The organism is Streptomyces sp. NBC_01320 (assembly GCF_035974375.1).
Classification (GTDB): domain Bacteria; phylum Actinomycetota; class Actinomycetes; order Streptomycetales; family Streptomycetaceae; genus Streptomyces; species Streptomyces yanii.
Genome location: NZ_CP108390.1, coordinates 9,077,555 through 9,094,643, shown reverse-complemented (window position 1 = coordinate 9,094,643; position 17,089 = coordinate 9,077,555). Strand labels below are relative to the sequence as shown.

General features: G+C 70.9%; 16 protein-coding genes. 8 read left to right on the top strand and 8 right to left on the bottom strand.

Annotation, left to right across the window (positions count from 1 at the left end; all coding sequences use genetic code 11):
• Positions 1-19: 19 nt before the first annotated feature.
• Positions 20-1,519, bottom strand: coding sequence for an SCO1417 family MocR-like transcription factor (locus OG395_RS41390; protein WP_327247490.1), 1,500 nt, complete (start codon positions 1,517-1,519; stop codon positions 20-22).
• Positions 1,520-1,621: 102 nt separating this feature from the next.
• Here OG395_RS41390 and yczE point away from each other — a divergent pair, with 102 nt between their 5' ends.
• From yczE to OG395_RS41370, 4 genes are all read left to right on the top strand, one after another.
• Positions 1,622-2,323: a membrane protein YczE gene (yczE, locus tag OG395_RS41385; protein ID WP_327247489.1), complete on the top strand. Its 702-nt coding sequence runs from the start codon at positions 1,622-1,624 to the stop codon at positions 2,321-2,323.
• Positions 2,320-3,084 carry a glycerophosphodiester phosphodiesterase gene (locus OG395_RS41380; RefSeq protein ID WP_327247488.1) on the top strand — a complete coding sequence of 255 codons (765 nt, stop codon included), beginning with the start codon at positions 2,320-2,322 and terminating at the stop codon, positions 3,082-3,084. The genes yczE and OG395_RS41380 overlap by 4 nt, the downstream gene beginning before the upstream one ends.
• Positions 3,085-3,164: 80 nt before the next feature.
• Complete coding sequence (locus tag OG395_RS41375; protein WP_327249623.1) at positions 3,165-4,508, top strand: MFS transporter; 1,344 nt, start codon at positions 3,165-3,167, stop codon at positions 4,506-4,508.
• Positions 4,509-4,772: 264 nt separating this feature from the next.
• On the top strand, positions 4,773-5,147 hold the full coding sequence (locus tag OG395_RS41370; RefSeq protein ID WP_007262928.1) for an RNA polymerase-binding protein RbpA: 375 nt from the start codon (positions 4,773-4,775) through the stop codon (positions 5,145-5,147).
• A gap of 274 nt (positions 5,148-5,421) precedes the next feature.
• Here OG395_RS41370 and fxsA read toward each other — a convergent pair whose 3' ends face one another.
• The 4 genes from fxsA to OG395_RS41350 form a co-directional block, all read right to left on the bottom strand.
• Positions 5,422-6,012, bottom strand: a complete 591-nt coding sequence (gene fxsA / locus OG395_RS41365) for an FxsA family membrane protein (RefSeq protein ID WP_327247487.1) — start codon at positions 6,010-6,012, stop codon at positions 5,422-5,424.
• Positions 6,013-6,059: 47 nt separating this feature from the next.
• Entirely contained in the window at positions 6,060-6,827 is a 768-nt protein-coding gene (locus OG395_RS41360; protein WP_327247486.1) for a polyprenol monophosphomannose synthase, read from the bottom strand.
• Between the two features lie 527 nt (positions 6,828-7,354).
• Complete coding sequence (locus OG395_RS41355) at positions 7,355-9,001, bottom strand: amidohydrolase (RefSeq protein WP_327247485.1); 1,647 nt, start codon at positions 8,999-9,001, stop codon at positions 7,355-7,357.
• 46 nt (positions 9,002-9,047) lie between these two features.
• Positions 9,048-9,488, bottom strand: coding sequence for an Lrp/AsnC family transcriptional regulator (locus tag OG395_RS41350; RefSeq protein WP_024493538.1), 441 nt, complete (start codon positions 9,486-9,488; stop codon positions 9,048-9,050).
• 204 nt (positions 9,489-9,692) lie between these two features.
• Between OG395_RS41350 and OG395_RS41345 the strand changes: the two genes are divergently transcribed.
• Positions 9,693-10,094: a hypothetical protein gene (locus OG395_RS41345; RefSeq protein ID WP_327247484.1), complete on the top strand. Its 402-nt coding sequence runs from the start codon at positions 9,693-9,695 to the stop codon at positions 10,092-10,094.
• 499 nt (positions 10,095-10,593) lie between these two features.
• Here the strand turns inward: OG395_RS41345 and OG395_RS41340 are convergent, their stop codons facing one another.
• Positions 10,594-11,766 carry an acyl-CoA dehydrogenase family protein gene (locus OG395_RS41340; RefSeq protein WP_327247483.1) on the bottom strand — a complete coding sequence of 391 codons (1,173 nt, stop codon included), beginning with the start codon at positions 11,764-11,766 and terminating at the stop codon, positions 10,594-10,596.
• A gap of 382 nt (positions 11,767-12,148) precedes the next feature.
• On the opposite strand from OG395_RS41340, the gene OG395_RS41335 reads away from it, so the two are divergent.
• Positions 12,149-12,346, top strand: coding sequence for a hypothetical protein (locus tag OG395_RS41335; RefSeq protein WP_327247482.1), 198 nt, complete (start codon positions 12,149-12,151; stop codon positions 12,344-12,346).
• Here OG395_RS41335 and OG395_RS41330 read toward each other — a convergent pair.
• Entirely contained in the window at positions 12,339-12,491 is a 153-nt protein-coding gene (locus tag OG395_RS41330) for an SCO1431 family membrane protein (protein ID WP_327247481.1), read from the bottom strand. The genes OG395_RS41335 and OG395_RS41330 overlap by 8 nt on opposite strands.
• A 117-nt stretch (positions 12,492-12,608) precedes the next feature.
• Positions 12,609-13,967: a peptidase C39 family protein gene (locus tag OG395_RS41325; protein WP_327247480.1), complete on the bottom strand. Its 1,359-nt coding sequence runs from the start codon at positions 13,965-13,967 to the stop codon at positions 12,609-12,611.
• Positions 13,968-14,142: 175 nt separating this feature from the next.
• Here OG395_RS41325 and OG395_RS41320 point away from each other — a divergent pair, with 175 nt between their 5' ends.
• Together OG395_RS41320 and OG395_RS41315 are read left to right on the top strand one after the other, a co-directional pair.
• A complete protein-coding gene (locus tag OG395_RS41320) occupies positions 14,143-14,772 on the top strand; it encodes a uridine kinase family protein (protein ID WP_327247479.1) in 630 nt (209 codons plus the stop codon).
• A 359-nt stretch (positions 14,773-15,131) separates the two neighbouring features.
• Positions 15,132-17,045, top strand: coding sequence for an AAA family ATPase (locus tag OG395_RS41315; protein ID WP_327247478.1), 1,914 nt, complete (start codon positions 15,132-15,134; stop codon positions 17,043-17,045).
• Positions 17,046-17,089: the final 44 nt, after the last annotated feature.

The window sequence follows — 17,089 nt, the reverse complement described above, 5'->3', positions numbered from 1 at the left end:
TTCCGCTGCACCTCGGCCGTCAGGCGACGAACGTGCGAGGCGCCTCCGCTCCCGCGCTCGCCCCCGACCCCACAAGCTCCGCCGCCGCCGCGAGCCGTACCGCCGCCTCTGCCGCCACCGGACCGCCGACCGTGAACGGCAGCCGTACGTACCCCTCGAAGGCGCCGTCGACGCCGAATCGTGGACCGGACGGCACCCGCACCCCCACCCGCTCGCCCGCCACGGCCAGCCGTGACCCCGAGAGTCCGCCGGTGCGCACCCAGAGCGTCAGCCCCCCGCGCGGCACCTGGAACTCCCACTCCGGCAGCTCCCGCCGCACCGCCGCGACCAGCGCGTCCCGGTTCTCCCGCGCCTGACCGCGGCGGAGCTCCACGGCCTCTTCCCACCCCCCCGTCCGCATCAGCCAGTTGATGGCGAGCTGTTCCAGCACGGGTGTGCCCATGTCGGCGTAGGCGCGGGCGGACACCAGGCTGCGGATCACGTCCGGCGCGGCCCTCACCCAGCCGATCCGCATGCCTGCCCAGAACGCCTTGCTGGCCGAGCCGACGGTGAGCACGGTGCTGCCCGCCGGGTCGAAGGCACAGACCCGGCGCGGCATCTCGACGTCGGCGTCGAGGTACAGCTCGTTCATGGTCTCGTCGACGACCAGGACCGTCCCGGCGGAGCGGGCCGCGTCCACCAGGGCCCGCCGCTGGCTCTCGTCGGCGAGCGCGCCGGTGGGGTTGTGGAAGTCCGCCACGACGTACGCGAGCCGGGGCGCCGCGTCGCGCAGCACCTGCCGCCAGCGGTTCATGTCCCAGCCGCCGATCCCCTCCTCCATCGCCACCGGCACCAGCCGGGCGCCCGCCTCCCGCATCAGCTGAAGGATGTTGGCGTACGAGGGGGACTCCACCGCGATCCGCTCGCCGCGCCCGGCGAAGAGGTGGCAGATGGCGTCGATCGCGCCCATCGCACCGGTGGTGACCATGATCTGTTCGGGCATCGTCGGGATGCCGCGCTCGGTGTAGCGGTCGGCGATCATCTGCCGCAGCGCCGGCAGCCCGGCCGGATAGTCGCCGTGGGTGTGCGCGTACGGCGGCAGCTCCTCCAGGGCGCCCTGAACGGCGCGGGTCAGCCAGGGTTCGGGCGCGGGCAGCGAGGCACAGCCCAGGTCGATCATCGAACCGAGCGACTCCGGGGGCAGCGGTTCCAGGCCTCGCGCGGGCAGGGGGTTGCCTGCCGGGACCGCGGTCCAGCTGCCCGCGCCGCGCCGGGACTCCAGGAATCCCTCGGCCCGCAGCGCCTCGTAGGCGGCGGCGACGGTGGTGCGGCTGACGGACAGGGCGAGCGCCAGCTCGCGTTCGGCGGGGAGCCGGGCGGCGACCGGCACCCGGCCTTCGAGGACGAGCAGCCGGACTCCGTCGGCGAGCGCGCGATAGGCGGGGGGCCTGCGGGCGCCGGGGCCCATCGGCTTCTGCTGCTGGGCCTGGAGCTGCCGGGCGAGCTGCGCGGCACCGACGGCCGAAGTCCACTGCGCCATGTAAATCAGTCCACCTTCCTCGGATTGGCCATAGTTGGCAGCCAATCCCCTGCCACAGAGTGTCATGCGGCAGTCCACCACCACCACACGAGGGAGCACATCTTGTCCGTCACCGCCGTCCCCCGCCGGGCGCACCTCACACGGCGGCTGATGCAGCTGTACGTCGGTCTGGCGCTGTACGGGGCGAGCTCGGCGCTCATGGTCCGCGCCGGGCTCGGACTCGAACCCTGGGGGGTGCTGCACCAGGGCCTCGCGGAGCGCACCGGGCTGTCCATCGGTGTCGTCGCGATCATCGTCGGCGCGGCGGTCCTCCTCCTGTGGATACCGATGAGGCAGCGTCCCGGGCTCGGCACGGTCTCCAATGTCTTCGCCATCGGCCTCGCCATGGACGGCACGCTCGCCCTGGTCCCGGAGTTGCACGGCCTGGTGGCCCGGATCGTCATCATGGTTGCGGGGATCGCGCTCAACGGCGTCGCGACGGGGCTGTACATCGCGGCACGGTTCGGCCCCGGGCCGCGCGACGGCCTGATGACCGGACTGCACCGGCGCACCGGCCGCTCCGTCCGCCTGGTCCGTACGGCGATCGAGGTGGCCGTGGTGGCGACCGGCTTCCTGCTCGGCGGCTCCCTGGGCGTGGGCACGGTCCTGTACGCGCTGTCCATCGGCCCGCTCGCCCAGCTGTTCCTGCGCTTCTTCGCGGTCCCCGAGGCGAAGCCGGCCGACGAGATCGTCGCTCCCACGCCGGGGTCCGGCACCACCGCGGTCACCGTCCCGCCATCGGAGGAGGCCATACTGCCGCAGTGACCTCTGCACGCCACCCTTATCTGGACCATCCCGCGACGATCCCGTTCGCCCACCGAGGCGGAGCGGCGGACGGGATCGAGAACACCACGGCCGCGTTCCGCCGGGCCGCCGATGCCGGCTACCGCTACTTCGAGACCGATGTGCACACGACGTCGGACGGACGTCTGGTCGCCTTCCACGACGCCACCCTGGACCGGGTGACGGACGCCCGTGGCCGGATAGCCGACCTGCCGTGGAGCGAGGTGCGGCGGGCCCGGGTGGCAGGCCGTGAACCGCTGCCGCTGTTCGAGGAGTTGCTGGAGTCGTTTCCCGACGCCCGCTGGAACGTGGACATCAAGGCCGAGCCGGCCCTTGTCCCGCTGATCGACCTGATCCGCCGGACCGACGCCTGGGACCGGGTGTGCGTCGGCTCGTTCTCGGAGACACGGGTGGCCAGGGCGCACCGCCTCGCGGGCCCCCGGCTGGCCACCTCGTACGGCGTCCGCGGCGTCCTGGGTCTGCGGCTGCGCTCGTACGGCATACCGGCCGCACTGCGCGCCGGAGCGGTGTGCGCGCAGGTCCCGGAGAGCCAGAACGGAGTCCGGGTGGTCGACCGGCGCTTCGTCCGGGAGGCCCATGCGCGCGGGCTCCAGGTCCATGTCTGGACGGTGAACGAACCGGAGCGGATGGCAGCTCTCCTCGATCTCGGTGTGGATGGCATCATGACCGATCACATCGAGACGCTGCGCACGGTGCTGAGCGAGCGGGGGGCCTGGGCCTGATGCCGGCCCGGCAGCGTCCCCACGGGGAGATACGAGGGGGGTGCGGGTTGAGCGCCGAGACCGCCGACACCGCTGAACCGATGCCGGAACGCACCGACGACGGTGCCGACGCCGCGGACCGCAGACGCGAACAACGCGGCTGGTACTTCTACGACTTCGCGTGTTCGGTCTACTCGACCAGCGTTCTCACCGTGTTCCTCGGCCCCTATCTGACGTCGATCGCGAAGGCCGCCGCCGACGCCGACGGTTTCGTCCACCCGCTCGGCATCCCGGTGCGCGCGGGTTCACTCTTCGCCTACGCGGTCTCGATGTCCGTCGTGGTGGCGGTGGTGGTGATGCCGATCGCGGGCGCCGCCGCCGACCGCACGGGCCGCAAGAAGCCCCTGCTGGCGGCCGCCGCGTACGTGGGGGCGGCCGCGACGACCGGGATGTTCTTCCTGGACGGTCACCGCTACCTGCTGGGCGCGTTCCTGCTGATCGTGGCGAACGCGTCGATCTCGGTGTCGATGGTGCTCTACAACGCGTATCTCCCGCAGATCGCCGAGCCCGCAGAACGCGACGCCGTCTCGTCCCGGGGCTGGGCCTTCGGCTACACGTCGGGGGCGCTCGTCCTCGTCCTCAATCTGGTCCTCTACACGGGCCACGATTCATTCGGTCTCTCCGAGTCCGACGCGGTACGGATCTGCCTCGCGTCGGCGGGGGTCTGGTGGGGAGCCTTCACGGTCGTACCGCTGCGACGGCTGCGTGACCGGCGGGTGGCACCGGGCGGTGAGGGCGCGGTCGGCTCCGGCTGGCGGCAGCTGCTCGCGACCCTGCGCGACATGCGCCGCCATCCGCTCACGCTCTCGTTCCTGCTCGCCTATCTCGTCTACAACGACGGCATCCAGACGGTGATCTCTCAGGCGTCGGTGTACGGCTCCGAGGAGCTGGGCCTCGACCAGACGTCCTTGATCACGGCCGTGCTGCTGGTGCAGGTGCTGGCGGTGGCCGGGGCCCTGGGCATGGGCCGGCTGGCACGGGTGTACGGCGCGAAGCGCACGATCCTGGCCTCGCTCGTCGTCTGGACCCTGATCCTCGTCGCCGGATACTTCCTGCCCTCGGACGCCCCGGTCTTCTTCTATCTGCTGGCCTCGGCGATCGGCCTGGTCCTCGGCGGCAGCCAGGCACTGTCCCGCTCGCTGTTCTCGCATCTGGTGCCCCGCGGCAAGGAGGCGGAGTACTTCTCCGCGTACGAGATGAGCGACCGCGGACTGAGCTGGCTGGGGCCACTGGTGTTCGGTCTCGCGTATCAGCTGACCGGCAGCTACCGGGATGCGATCATCTCTTTGGTGATCTTCTTCGCGGTCGGTTCCGTACTGCTCGCGAGGGTGCCCGTACGGCAGGCCGTTGCGGCTGCGGGGAATCCCGTTCCTGAACGGATTTAGACGTTGAAGTGAAAGGCCGGTAGTGTACGCCTTTGGCCTGCCCGGAGGACCGTTACTGCGAGTGGAAGAAGCCAAACCGTTGGGTGACAACTTCTGCCGAATGTGACAAACCGGGCAATGTTGGGTACCCAACCCTGAAAAAGCAGCGGCACGACGGGCGACGCATGACCGGCAACGGGAATCTTTACCGCCGACCGGACGTTGACCGGATGACGACGACAGCGACACCTGTCCTGTGGGCGACAAGCCCGGGAGGCACGATTCATGAGTGAGCGAGCTCTCCGCGGCACGCGACTCGTGGTTACCAGCTACGAGACGGACCGCGGCATCGATCTGGCCCCGCGCCAGGCGGTGGAGTACGCATGCCAGAACGGACATCGATTTGAGATGCCGTTCTCGGTAGAGGCGGAAATTCCGCCGGAGTGGGAGTGCAAGGCGTGCGGCGCCATGGCACTCCTGGTGGACGGGGATGGCCCCGAGGAGAAGAAGGGCAAGCCTGCGCGTACGCACTGGGACATGCTCATGGAGCGGCGCACACGCGAGGAGCTTGAGGAGGTGCTGGCCGAAAGGCTGGCGGTTCTGCGCTCCGGAGCCATGAACATTGCCGTGCACCCGCGGGACAGCAGGAAGTCTGCCTGACCGCGCGACACCGCAGAGAGACAGAGCCGCGGGCCGTGACACACCAGTGTGTGTCACGGCCCGCGGCTCTGTCGCGTCCTGCTGGGTGCCGTGGGCGTCCTGCGGCCTGCTCTTCCCTCGCCGAGCGGCGTTCGGGTTTGATTTCTCCGTCCCGGGCGTGCATGCCGGACAGGGGCACTGGAGCCCGTCCGGCGACTGAGGACAGCCGTTCGGACGGGGACCGTTCAGGTGCGGTTTCGGACGAGGACCCGCTCAGAGGTCACCCGACAGGCTCTCAGGGGGTGAGCGGGGGGCGCGGGCCGCTGTCGGGGCGCGGGCCCGGCCGAGTCTCCGCGTCGCGGATGACCTCGCCCTGGACGACCTTTCCGTCCGGGCGGTGGATCCGGGCCTGCTGGAACGCATCGGAGAGACTGCCGGGGGTCGCGGTGCGCATACGGCGGTCCAGGGACCGCTCCGCGTACCGGCCGAGCGTCGCGCGGACCGGCGGCACCAGCAGCAGGAGTCCCGCCACGTCGGAGATCATCCCCGGGATGATGAGCAGCAGCCCGCCGAGCATCAGGAAGCCATTGCCCTTGCTGCCCGACGGGGCGGTGGACGGCGCCGCGGCCTCGCCGGGCCGGCCCGGCATCTGCTGGAGCGTCTCGGTGAGGTTGCGGAAGGCCCGGCGGCCGGCCGCCTTCATCACCACGGCCCCGAGCACGACGCCCCCGATCAGGAGCAGCAGCACGGTGAACCCGCCCGCCACGTCCGCCACCAGGGTCAGCAGCCAGATCTCCAGCACTGCCCAGGCGGCGATGGCGAGGGGGAGGAAGGTACGGGCGCGCGAGCGCCTCGGTGCGGTCGGGGGCGGGGTGCCGGTCGTCATGGTCCCCAGTGTGCCTGGACGGACGTCCGAGCGGTATAAGGGGTTGATCAGGAGGACTTGCGGCCCAGGACCCGGTTCGTACGGGCGGTGACGCCCCAGGCCGTGACCCGCCACAGCGCCTCGACGAGGATGTCGCGGCTCATCTTGGAGTCACCGATCTCGCGGTCCACGAAGGTGATCGGGACCTCGACGACGTGGTATCCCGCGTCGATGGTGCGACGGGCCAGGTCGACCTGGAAGCAGTACCCCTGGGAGGCGACCTCGTCGAGGCCGATCCCCTTCAGGGTCTCCGCCCGGAAGGCCCGGTAGCCGCCGGTGACGTCCCTGGTCTGCAATCCGAGGAGCAACCGGGAGTAGGTGCTGCCGCCGCGGGAGATCATCTCGCGGGACTTGGGCCAGTTGACCACGCGCCCGCCCGGCACCCAGCGGGAGCCGAGCACCAGGTCGGCACCCTTGAGGGCGGTGAGCAGCCGGGGCAGTTCCTCGGGCTGGTGGGAGCCGTCGGCGTCCATCTCCACGAGAACGCCGTAACCGTGGTCGATGCCCCAGCGGAAGCCGGCGAGGTAGGCGGCGCCGAGCCCTTCCTTGCCCTTGCGGTGCAGGACCTGGACGTGGCTGTCGGCGGCGGCGAGCTCGTCGGCGATCTTCCCTGTGCCGTCGGGGCTGTTGTCGTCGGCGACCAGGACGTCCGCGTCCGGTACCGCGGCACGCACCCGGGTGACGATCGGCTTGATGTTCTCGGCCTCGTTGTAGGTCGGGATGATCACCAAGGCTCTGCCGAGCGGGCCGTATCGCCTCTGACCGCCGTCGTTCACTTACTGCCCCTCACGTCCGTACACAGGTGCACACCATATCGATCGCATCAGGGCCGGAGGCCGACGCGGTAGGCACCTGTCGGGCGCCCGCCCGGACAGAAGGAGGAAAGTACGGACAGAATTACGGATCGGGGCCCGGCGCCCTTCGGGCCGACCTGGGGCCCGCTGGCTGCGGGTCGACCGAGAGCCGTTGTCTACTGAACGTCCGGGCCCCACCCGGGTCACACCCGCCGTCCGGTTCACACCTTCCCTCGCCCCCGAGGCGCGGGCGCTGAACCTGGCTGTCAGTGGTGGTGCGCCGGTGCGGCACACCACCCCATGACCCAGCGGCGTTCGACGACTGCGTGGAGGTTTAACCGGTCGGACGTCCTGTGGTGGACTCGGCCGAACCTACCGGCCTGTAGGCGCCTCCTGTCAATACCCGTCTGACCTGCGATGTTTACCGAAGTTGCCTGGTCAGTACCGGAGATACGCAGGTCGTGGGGAAGCGGGGGCACCTTCGATCGGCGGTACGAAATGTCGGGACGTCACTCGTTCGGCCGCACGTAGACAGTTTGTCCGAAGACCACGGTCCGCAGACAGACGGGGAGGTCGCCGCCCGGGGTGAGATCCGGCAGGCCGGGCGTCCCGGACCTCGGGTCGGTCGACCAGCGGGCGACCCGGTCGTCCGGGGCCTGGACCACGAGCTCCTCGGTGCGCCAGACCGCGTAGTCGGCGGGGGCGCCGGGAACGAGGGTGCCCGCGTCGTCGCGGCCGACGGCCCGCCAGCCGCCCCTGGTGTGCGCGGTGAAGCCGGCCCGTACGGAGATCCGGTGCTCCGGCGTCCGGTGGAACGCAGCGGCCCGTACGGTCCCCCACGGGTCCAGCGGGGTTACCGGGCTGTCCGAGCCGAAGGCAAGGGGTACACCGGCCCGCAGGAGGCCCGCGTACGGGTTCAGGGTGCGGGCCCGGTCGGCGCCGAGCCGCTGGGCGTACATGCCGTCCTCGCCGCCCCAGGCGGCGTCGAAGGCGGGCTGGACCGAGGCGGTCAGACCCAGCTCCGCGAAGCCGGCGATCGTCTCGGGGGTGAGCATCTCGGCGTGCTCGACGCGATGGCGTGCGGCCCGGATCCGGGGCAGCCCGAGCGCCTCGGATGCGGCCCGGACCCCTGCCACGACGGCGGAGACCGCCGCGTCGCCGATGGCGTGGAAACCGGCCTGCAGACCGGCCTCGGTGCAGGCGGTGACATGGGCGGCGATCTGCGCGGCGTCCAGGTGGGCAGCGCCCCTGCCGCCGGCCGGTCCGTCGGCGTAGGGCTCGTGCAGGCACGCGGTGTGCGAGCCGAGGGAACCGTCGACGAACAGGTCACCGGCCGCACCGATCGCGCCGAGTTCACGGATCCTGAGGGCATCCTTCTCGTCCGCGACCTGCTCGGCCCAGTAGCCGAAGACCCGCGGTCCCGGCCGCCCGGCGGCGAGCTTCAGCAGGGCGGTGAAGTCCTCCTCGTCGGAGATGTCGGGTCCGCCGCACTCGTGAAGGGTGCCGATGCCGAGCGAGACGGCGTGGTCCAGGGCGGCACGCTGCGCCTCGGCACGCTGCTGCGGCGAGACCGCGCCATGGGCGGCGGAGCGCACGGCGTGGTGGGCGGCGCCGGTCAGCGGGGCGTCGGGGCGGTAGCCGGCCAGTGCGGTGACACCGGGAACCAGATCGAGGAGGGCGGTCGTGACGACGGCGGAATGCACATCGATCCGGGGCAGATAGAGCGGCCGGCCGCCGGCCGCGGCGTCGAGCTCGGCGCGCGACGGAGGCCGCTGCTCCGGCCAGCGCGTGGCATCCCAGCCGTGTCCGAGGACGACCCGGTCCGTGGGGTGCGCGGCCGTGTACGCGCGTACGAGGTCGAGGGCCTCGGCGAGGGTGCGGGCGCCCGCGAGGTCCAGGCCGGTGAGGGCGAGGCCGGTCGAGGTGGTGTGGACGTGGGCGTCGGTGAACGCGGGAGTGACCAGGGCCCCTTCGAGGTCGATCACTTCGTCGACGCCGCTCGCGAAGGCGTCGGCGGCCCCTTCCGACCCCACCCAGGCGACATGGCCGCGTTCGACGACCATGGCGGTGGCGAAGGGATCGGCGGGGCTGTGGACGTCTCCACCGCGCAGCAGCACGGTGCGGTGTTCGCTCTGGGGGGCGGTGCTCTCGGTCATGGCACCAGTCTCGCCCTTGTGTGGAGCGGCGCCGTCCGCGCCCCCCTCAGATCTGCGGGGGGCGTGCCTCGTACGGGGTGGAGAGGACGACGGTGGTGCGGGTGGAGACCCCGGCCAGCGAGCGGATCCGGGTCAGTAGATGCTCCAGCTCGAGCGGGGTCGCGACGCGCACCTTGAGGATGTAGTTCTCGTCGCCCGCGACGCTGTGGCACGCCTCCAGTTCCGGTACACCGGCGAGCCGCTCGGCGATGTCGTCCGGCGCGCTCGGGTCGAACGGTTTCACCGAGATGAACGCGGTGAGGGGCAGCCCGACGGCCTCGGGGTCGACGACCGCGGCATAGCCCCGGATCACCCCGCGCTGCTCCAGCCGACGGACTCGCTGATGAACGGCCGAGGTGGACAGGCCCGTGGCCTTGCCCAGGTCGGTGTAGCTCATCCGCCCGTCCTTGACGAGCAACTCCACAATCTGACGGTCCAGCTCCTCCATACGGATCAACCTATGGCCCCAGGTCCCTCCAGGCACAGTCGCAGGGGCCCCGAACAGGGCACCCGTGGGGGGCATGTGACGAATGCCACAGGTTTACGGATGGGTAGCCGACGACCTCGCGGTTACGGCGGATGCGCGACGGGAAGTGCTTGCTGTGGTCGAGGCCGCGGCGCCTTGCCGGCCCACCCGAGGGGGAGAATCTCCATGCAGAGCCTGAAGCTCACCGGACGTACCGAACCGGAGCCTGTTGAACCCGTCGAGGACTCCGCTCCCGACGCGTACGACACTTTTGAGATGTACCGGGTGATCTGCCCGGACTGTGCGCAGCCGATCGCGCTGCTGGCCGACGAGGATGTGCTGCCGGAACACGCGCTGTGCCCGACGCCGTGGAACCCGTTCGTCCTCACGGTGTGCGCCGGAACCGGTAGCGACGCCGCGCAGGCGCGTCCGGCCGACGAGTCGCTGGAGCTGCAGGAACAGGAGATGGGACTGCTGCTGACGCTCCCGCAGGGGCTCGACTGGAGGATGCAGCCGTTCTCGCACGCCGGTGGCGCGGGTTCGCGCCCGCTGCGGGTGCCGCACCAGATCCGCCGCAACGCCGCCTGAGACGCCCTGACGCCGCCTGACGCGTATCGACGGCGGTGACGGGCGGCGACTCTCCGTCTGCCGGACTCCTCCGGCAGACGCCCGGCACACGCATGCTGCACCACGACGGCCGGGCCGGCGTGGTGCGCGCGATCGAGCCACGCCCACGCGGCAGGGGACCCTGACGAACGGGCGCTCGAATCCTCGCGGCAGTGACCCGGCCCCGCCCCACGGCGTTGGCCCGGCATGACCCTGCTGCAATCCACGGCCGGCCCCGGTCGTCGCCGTCTCGCCGCTCCGACCCCCGAAGAATCGGTTCCGCAGCCCGGTTCGCAGCCGGTGCCCCCCTCGGCGTCCACCCCGTCAGCGCCGCGCGCGGTGCCGCATACGACGGATCCGCCCATCTACCGGGCGATGCTGAGCCATTGGGAGTCCACCGGCAGGACCCTGCCGGGCCGTCATGACCAGGAGTGGAACCGGATCATGACGACGCCCGTGTGGTCGGACCGGTCGTTGCGCCTCAGCGGGTCTCGGGACCCGCGAGGTGGCGCGCGATGACCATGCGCTGAATCTGATTGGTCCCCTCGACGATCTGCAGCACCTTGGCCTCGCGCATCAGCCGCTCGACGGGGAAGTCGAGGGTGTAGCCGTAGCCGCCGAGCACCTGGACGGCGTCGACGGTGACTCGCATGGCCGTGTCCGTACAGAACAGCTTGGCCATGGCCGCCTGCCGGGAGAACGGCCTGCCCGCGTCGCGCAGCCTCGCCGCCTCCAGATAGAGCGCACGGCCCGCCTCGATCTGGGTGGCCATGTCGGCGAGCATGAACCGCAGCCCCTGGAAGTCGGCGATGGGGCGGCCGAACTGCTGCCGCCCGGTGGCATATCCGACGGCCTCGTCCAGGGCCGCCTGCGCGACGCCGATGGCGCAGGCTGCGATGCCGAGCCGCCCGGAGTCGAGTGCGGACAGGGCGATGGCGAAACCCTGCCCTTCCTCACCGATCCGGCGGGCGTCCGGCACCCGTACCCCGTCGAAGTGAAGCTGGGCGGTGGGCGAGCCCTTCATGCCCATCTTCTTCTCGGGGAGGGCCGCGTTCAGCCCCTCGGCGTCGCCGGGGACCAGGAAGGCGGTGATGCCGCGGGCACCCTCGACACCGGTCCTCGCCAGAACCGTGTAGAAGTCGGCGATACCGCCGTGGGTGATCCACGCCTTGGTGCCGGTGATGACCCAGTCGTCGCCGTCGCGTACCGCCTTCGTGCGGAGCGAGGCCGCATCGGAGCCCGAGGCCGGCTCGGAGAGGCAGTAGGCGCCCAGCAGGCCGCCTCCCAGCATCGCCGGCAGGTGTTCCGCCTGCTGCTCCTTGGTTCCGTATCCGGCGAGCGCGTGGCAGGCGAGCGAGTGGACGCTGACGCCCAGGCCGACGGTGAGCCGGGCGGCCGCGAGCTCCTCGAGCACCTGGAGGTAGACCTCGTAGGGCTGGTCTCCGCCGCCGTGGGCGGAGTCGTACGGCAGACCGAGCAGTCCGGATTCGGAGAGCAGCGTGAAGACCTCGCGCGGGAACCGGCCCGCGTCCTCCTCCTCCGCCGTGTTCGGCGCGATCTCCCGCTGGACGATGTCGCGGACGAGCGCGACGAGCTGCCTGGACTCCTCGGTGGGCAGACGACGCTCCACCAACTGCGGGGCACGGTCGGACATGACGGCGCTCTCCTCCCTGTCGGGCGTTGCGGCGGTGCGCGCGCGGGGTGTGAGCGGCTCCGCCGGGGGATCTCCGGACCGTGGCCCGGAAAAGCACTAGTACCCAAACCGCTGCTGCCCTCCCGGATTACGAGAGTTGCTGGCCAGCGGCCGTGGCGGGTCGAGTATGCCCGATCGGACGGTATCCGTCACGGGGTGACAGAGAGGGTGCCCGGACGACCCGGGCGGGGCCGTACGACCAAGGGAATGGTCCGACCCATCCCAATTGGTCTAGCCCATCCACGGTTCCGGGTGAATCGGTTTTCCACGTTCATGCCAAGTCTGCGCCAGGTCATTCGCCTGTCCCCCCACCCGAAAGCCCCCTCCCCCACGAGGAGCCACGATGTTCGGACTTCACCGACCCCGCGCCCGCCTCCGGGCGCTCGCCGCAACCGTCTGTAGTGCCGCCCTCGGCGCCGCACTCCTCGGTGCCGCGGGCGCGACGCCGGCCGGCGCGGCCCTCACAGCCGCAGCCGAGGCCGCCCTCGCAGCGGCCGGCCCCGCCCCTTCCGTGTGCGCCGGGCGCACCACGGTCACATGAGGCCGAGCTGGGTGACGAACATGGCGATGACGACGACGAGCGTCCGGCCCAGGAGGTTCTCCACCAGCCCGGACCGGTCCTCGGGACCTCCGGTCCGTGCACGGCGGCGGGCAGTGGTGGTGGTTGCGGCGGCGGTCGCGGTCATGGCATCCCACTCGGTCGGTCGGCAGTGAACGTCCCCCCGGTGACCCGACCACAGTGCCAGTGGAACGGGCCCCCGGGGTAGAGACATCGGTCACTGCCCCGAGGTGCGCCGGGCGTTTCAGGCGACCCCGACAGCGGCCAGAGCCCGCTTCTGGGCCGGGGTCGGGTGCGCCGGGAAGTACAGGTAGCAGACACCGCCTGTACCGCTTCTGACCTTGCCGTTCGCGTCGTAGCGCTTGGTGCGGAGCCAGATCGTCTCCCACTCGTGGCGCTTGTAGATCCGGCGGACGGCCTCGTTGCTCGGCGAGGCGGGGTCGTTGGCGATCACGTCGCCCTCCGCCGTGAACCCGATCACAGTCATGAGATGGCCGGAGGTCCCGTACCCGGCCCCGGTCAGCTCCGCCTTGAGGAACGACTGCGACGTTATGGCCGGGATGCCCGCCCGGATCAGCGTCTCCAGGTCCGTCAGCGAACTCAGCCGGGTCACCACCGCGCTCATGTCGTCGTACGTGGCGGCATAGGCTGCGTTGAACGGCCAGTTGCCGCAGCCTTCGTACTGGTAGTCGTACGTGAAGCGGGCCGCGTGGCAGACCTGTGGGTCCGCGAGGTCCGGCTTCACCCAGGCGAGATCCTCGGTGGTGGGCCTGCGCCCCCAGTACTCGATGATCATCTGCGAGGAGGTGGGGCTGCACCACGCCTCACCGCCGTTGTCGTACTCCGGGTACTGGCCGACGTGCACATTCTGCGAGTAGCGCGGCACCGGCAGTTCCCGGGCGAGGCCGGGTGTGCTGGGCTCCACGGTGAATCGGTCGGGGATGTCCGAGGCCATCGCGCCGAGCCGCCACACGGTGGGCGTGAGGCGACTGTCCGGGGTCCGGTAGAGGGTGAGCCGCAGCCGGTAGGAGACGAGCCGCAGCCCGCTCGCCGCGTCGTCCACCGAGAAGGTGTCCGTCCAGATCGAGCTCTTGCCGTCGGTCTGGTCGTCGACGGAGGTTCGGCGGATGTCGCCGTCGCCCGCCGCCCAGCGGCCCATCACGTACCAGGGAGTCTCGGTGTCGTCCGAGTAGCTGCCGCACAGCTCGATCTGGATCCAGGTGCCGGCCGGGGCGTCCGCGTTCCAGGACGCGATCACCTCGGTCGCCGGGACCGACGAGCAGTGGCGCGGCGAGGTCCAGGTCGCGTAATCCCAGGCCGCCGTCTTCCCGGTGTGCGGGTCGGTGTAGTCGGTACGCCCCTGCGGGGTGCCGATCACCAGTCCGGGCCGTCGGCCCGCGACGGCGCGCGTCCCGGCGCCGGAACCGCTGCGCCAGTCGGTGTACGTACTCCAGGAATGGTTGTCCACCAGGGATGCGGCAGCCGAGGGCGGGGCGAGCGAGGGCGCGGCGGCTGCGGAGCCTGCGGACGCCGCCGCGCCGGCGCCGGCGGCCACGGCGAGCGCGGCGGTCAGCACGGTTCTGCGTGAAGTCGGTCTGTTCATGGGCGAGACCCCCGGTCGTAAGCGGAATGGGGCTGCGGGTGCACGACAGTGCGCCAACTATTGCGGTTCGCAGCCGGATTGGGCCAGCGATTCGCCTCGCGTCGTGGAACAAATATTGGTCTGGTCCACTGGCGTGACCTGCGGTTGCGTCGCATCGCCTCGTACGCTGGTCCGCATGAACGACCTCGCCCGCCTCGCCTCAGGACTGATCGCCCTGCCGCCGTCCTGCGGACCCGTGCGGCTGATCGCCGTCGACGGTCATGCGGGATCGGGCAAGAGCACTCTCGCCTCCCGCCTCTCGGTGGCACTCGGGGAAGCGCCCGTGCTGCATCTGGACGACCTGGCCACCCACGAGGAGCTGTTCGGCTGGGCGGACCGGCTCCGGGACCAGGTGATCGGCCCGCTGTCGCGTGGGGAGACCGCACACTACGCGCCGTACGACTGGACAGCCCGGCGCCTCGGCTCACCGCAGACACTGGAACCGGCTCCGGTGGTACTGATCGAGGGAGTGGGCGCCGGCCGCCGGGCCCTGCGCCCGCATCTCGCACGGCTGTGGTGGATGGAGCTCGACCCCCTGGCGTCCTGGCAGCGGGGCCGACGACGGGACGGGCCGGCACTTTCGGCCTTCTGGGACGGGTGGACCGTGGCCGAGAAACAACATTTCGCCGCCGATCCGTCGCGCCCGTACGCGGATGCTCTGGTACGCCAGTTGCCTGTGGGGTACGAGTGGCTGGAGGGGCCTCGCACGACAGCAGGAGCGAACCATTCCGTCACCCACCGTGAGCCTCCGTGCGCGACGTACTGACCAGTCGGAAAACGGCCCGGAAGTGCCTCAACTCCGCTTGACCCGGGGGCGGTACAGGTCTTACGTTCTCAATGTGCGGCTTTTCGGAGCCCTCACAGACGCGAAGCCCCCGGTTGTTCCCCCGTGATCGGGGGCTTCGTTCTGTCCCCGCATCCCCTTGCGCATGGTTGTTCACCGGATTCCGCTTACCCTCGGTCACGGTCCTTGTTCTGCTTGCGGTGCTCTTAGTCGCGCACTACCTGCGCAGGTACGATGCCTCTCGGTGCGGTCAATTCCCGTCCACGGCAGTGCGGTTCAGCGCGCCTGGACGGCGGGTCGTGCGGCGGGACAACCTGGGGGCACGGCTTGTGGGGGACCTGATGGACATCGGCACGCAGGGCGCACAGGCCCCGGCCGACCTCGCCTGGCTGCGCGGCGTGGACGCCTACACGATGGGGGCCTATCCGCAGGCCGAGGAGGAGTTCAGAACGGCGGTGCGGCTGGATCCCGCCATGGCGGACGGCTGGCTCGGCCTCCACGCCCTGCGGATCGACACGACGACCGCGCTGCTGCGGATGTACCGCCACCGCGAGCGCTTCGGCGAACAGCGCACCCGTCATCGACGCACGCTCAACTCCTGGTACTGGCTGGGCTGGTGGGTACAGCCCGTACTGGAGAGCCCGCGTGATCTGCTGCTCGCGCACGCCTCGCACTGGCTGGACGGACGCCATGTCCCGGAGCTGGACCGGGCACTGGCCGGACTGCCACCCGTGGACGCGGACCCGCAGGTGCGGTTCCTGCACGCCTGCCGCTCGTATCTGGTCAAGGACTGGGAACAGCTCGTCCGCCACACCGAACAGCTCGTCGACGATCCGCTGCTCGGCATCGAGGCGGGGCTCTTCGGCGGCATGGCGCGGGTGCGGCTGGAGATGTACGGGCAGGCCGAGCCGCTGCTCTCCACCGCGCTGATGCGCTGCCGCAGCGAACAGCCGCAGCGCAAGGAGCTGCGCTACTGGCTGGCCCGCGCGCACGAGGGAACCGGTCGCAGCGCGGCCGCCCTGCCGCTCTACAGAGCAGTGCACCGGATCGATCCGGCGTTCATGGACACCTCGGCGCGGCTCGCCGCGATAGCGGACTACGACGGGCTCGAAGGCTCCGACGAGGCGGCCGGTCTCGCGTCCGTGTCGCTGACCGGATTCGGTGCCGACTCCACGTCCGCGGAGGCGCTGCCGGACGGCGATTCGCTGCTCGGCACCGATCTGGTGGGCGGGCGGGAACTACGGCCCGGCGGCGATCCGCAGAACCTGCCGGGCGTCGGGGTGCCTCCTCGCGCAGACGGAGCACGGGAGAAGACCGCCGTGCCCGGGCAGTCGTCGCAGGCATTCCCGGCGGGGCCCAGCGATCCGGTGCTGCTCGCCGCGGCACTGGCGGAGCTGGAGCGGATGGTCGGCCTCGAACCGGTCAAGCGCCAGGTCAAGGCGTTGTCCGCGCAGCTGAACATGGCGCGACTGCGGGCCGGCCAGGGACTTCCGGTCCAGCCACCGAAGCGCCACTTCGTCTTCTCCGGCCCCTCGGGCACCGGGAAGACCACAGTGGCCCGGATCCTGGGCCGGGTCTTCTACGCGCTGGGGCTGCTCGGCGGGGACCATCTCATCGAGGCCCAACGCTCCGATCTGGTCGGTGAGTTCCTCGGACAGACAGCGGTCAAGGCCAACGAGCTGATCGACTCGGCGCTGGGCGGTGTGCTGTTCGTCGACGAGGCGTACAGCCTCTCCAACTCCGGCTACAGCAAGGGCGACGCGTACGGGGACGAGGCGCTGCAGGTCCTCCTCAAGCGGGCCGAGGACAACCGGGACCATCTCGTCGTCATCCTCGCGGGCTACCCCGAAGGCATGGACCGGCTGCTGACCACCAACCCCGGGCTCTCCTCCCGGTTCACCACCCGGGTGGACTTCCCCAGCTACCGGCCGCTGGAACTCACCTCGATCGGCGAGGTACTGGCCGCCGACAACGACGACGTGTGGGACGAGGAGTCCCTGGAGGAACTGCGCTCGATCAGCGGCCATGTCGTCGACCAGGGCTGGATCGACGAGCTGGGCAACGGACGGTTCCTGCGCACGCTGTACGAGAAGAGCTGCGCCTACCGGGACTTGCGGCTCTCCGGGTACGCGACGGTGCCCACCCGCGACGATCTGGCGACGCTGCGACTGCCGGATCTGATGCAGGCGTACGGCGAAGTGCTGTCCGGCCGGGGGCCGGTTGACCGGGGGCAGCAGGAGCCTCCGCCGCTGTAGCCCTGCCGGCCGGATGGGCGGTGGCGTGGTGACAGGCGCCGCCC

What these genes read in the sequence shown, in the direction of transcription:
- OG395_RS41390 (WP_327247490.1), bottom strand. Translation starts at nt 1,519, where the DNA reads ATGGCGCAGTGGACTTCGGCCGTCGGTGCCGCGCAGCTCGCCCGGCAG.
- OG395_RS41375 (WP_327249623.1), top strand. Translation starts at nt 3,165, where the DNA reads ATGCCGGAACGCACCGACGACGGTGCCGACGCCGCGGACCGCAGACGC.
- OG395_RS41370 (WP_007262928.1), top strand. Translation starts at nt 4,773, where the DNA reads ATGAGTGAGCGAGCTCTCCGCGGCACGCGACTCGTGGTTACCAGCTAC.
- fxsA (WP_327247487.1), bottom strand. Translation starts at nt 6,012, where the DNA reads ATGACGACCGGCACCCCGCCCCCGACCGCACCGAGGCGCTCGCGCGCC.
- OG395_RS41355 (WP_327247485.1), bottom strand. Translation starts at nt 9,001, where the DNA reads ATGACCGAGAGCACCGCCCCCCAGAGCGAACACCGCACCGTGCTGCTG.
- OG395_RS41350 (WP_024493538.1), bottom strand. Translation starts at nt 9,488, where the DNA reads ATGGAGGAGCTGGACCGTCAGATTGTGGAGTTGCTCGTCAAGGACGGG.
- OG395_RS41345 (WP_327247484.1), top strand. Translation starts at nt 9,693, where the DNA reads ATGCAGAGCCTGAAGCTCACCGGACGTACCGAACCGGAGCCTGTTGAA.
- OG395_RS41340 (WP_327247483.1), bottom strand. Translation starts at nt 11,766, where the DNA reads ATGTCCGACCGTGCCCCGCAGTTGGTGGAGCGTCGTCTGCCCACCGAG.
- OG395_RS41335 (WP_327247482.1), top strand. Translation starts at nt 12,149, where the DNA reads ATGTTCGGACTTCACCGACCCCGCGCCCGCCTCCGGGCGCTCGCCGCA.
- OG395_RS41330 (WP_327247481.1), bottom strand. Translation starts at nt 12,491, where the DNA reads ATGACCGCGACCGCCGCCGCAACCACCACCACTGCCCGCCGCCGTGCA.
- OG395_RS41325 (WP_327247480.1), bottom strand. Translation starts at nt 13,967, where the DNA reads ATGAACAGACCGACTTCACGCAGAACCGTGCTGACCGCCGCGCTCGCC.
- OG395_RS41320 (WP_327247479.1), top strand. Translation starts at nt 14,143, where the DNA reads ATGAACGACCTCGCCCGCCTCGCCTCAGGACTGATCGCCCTGCCGCCG.
- OG395_RS41315 (WP_327247478.1), top strand. Translation starts at nt 15,132, where the DNA reads ATGGACATCGGCACGCAGGGCGCACAGGCCCCGGCCGACCTCGCCTGG.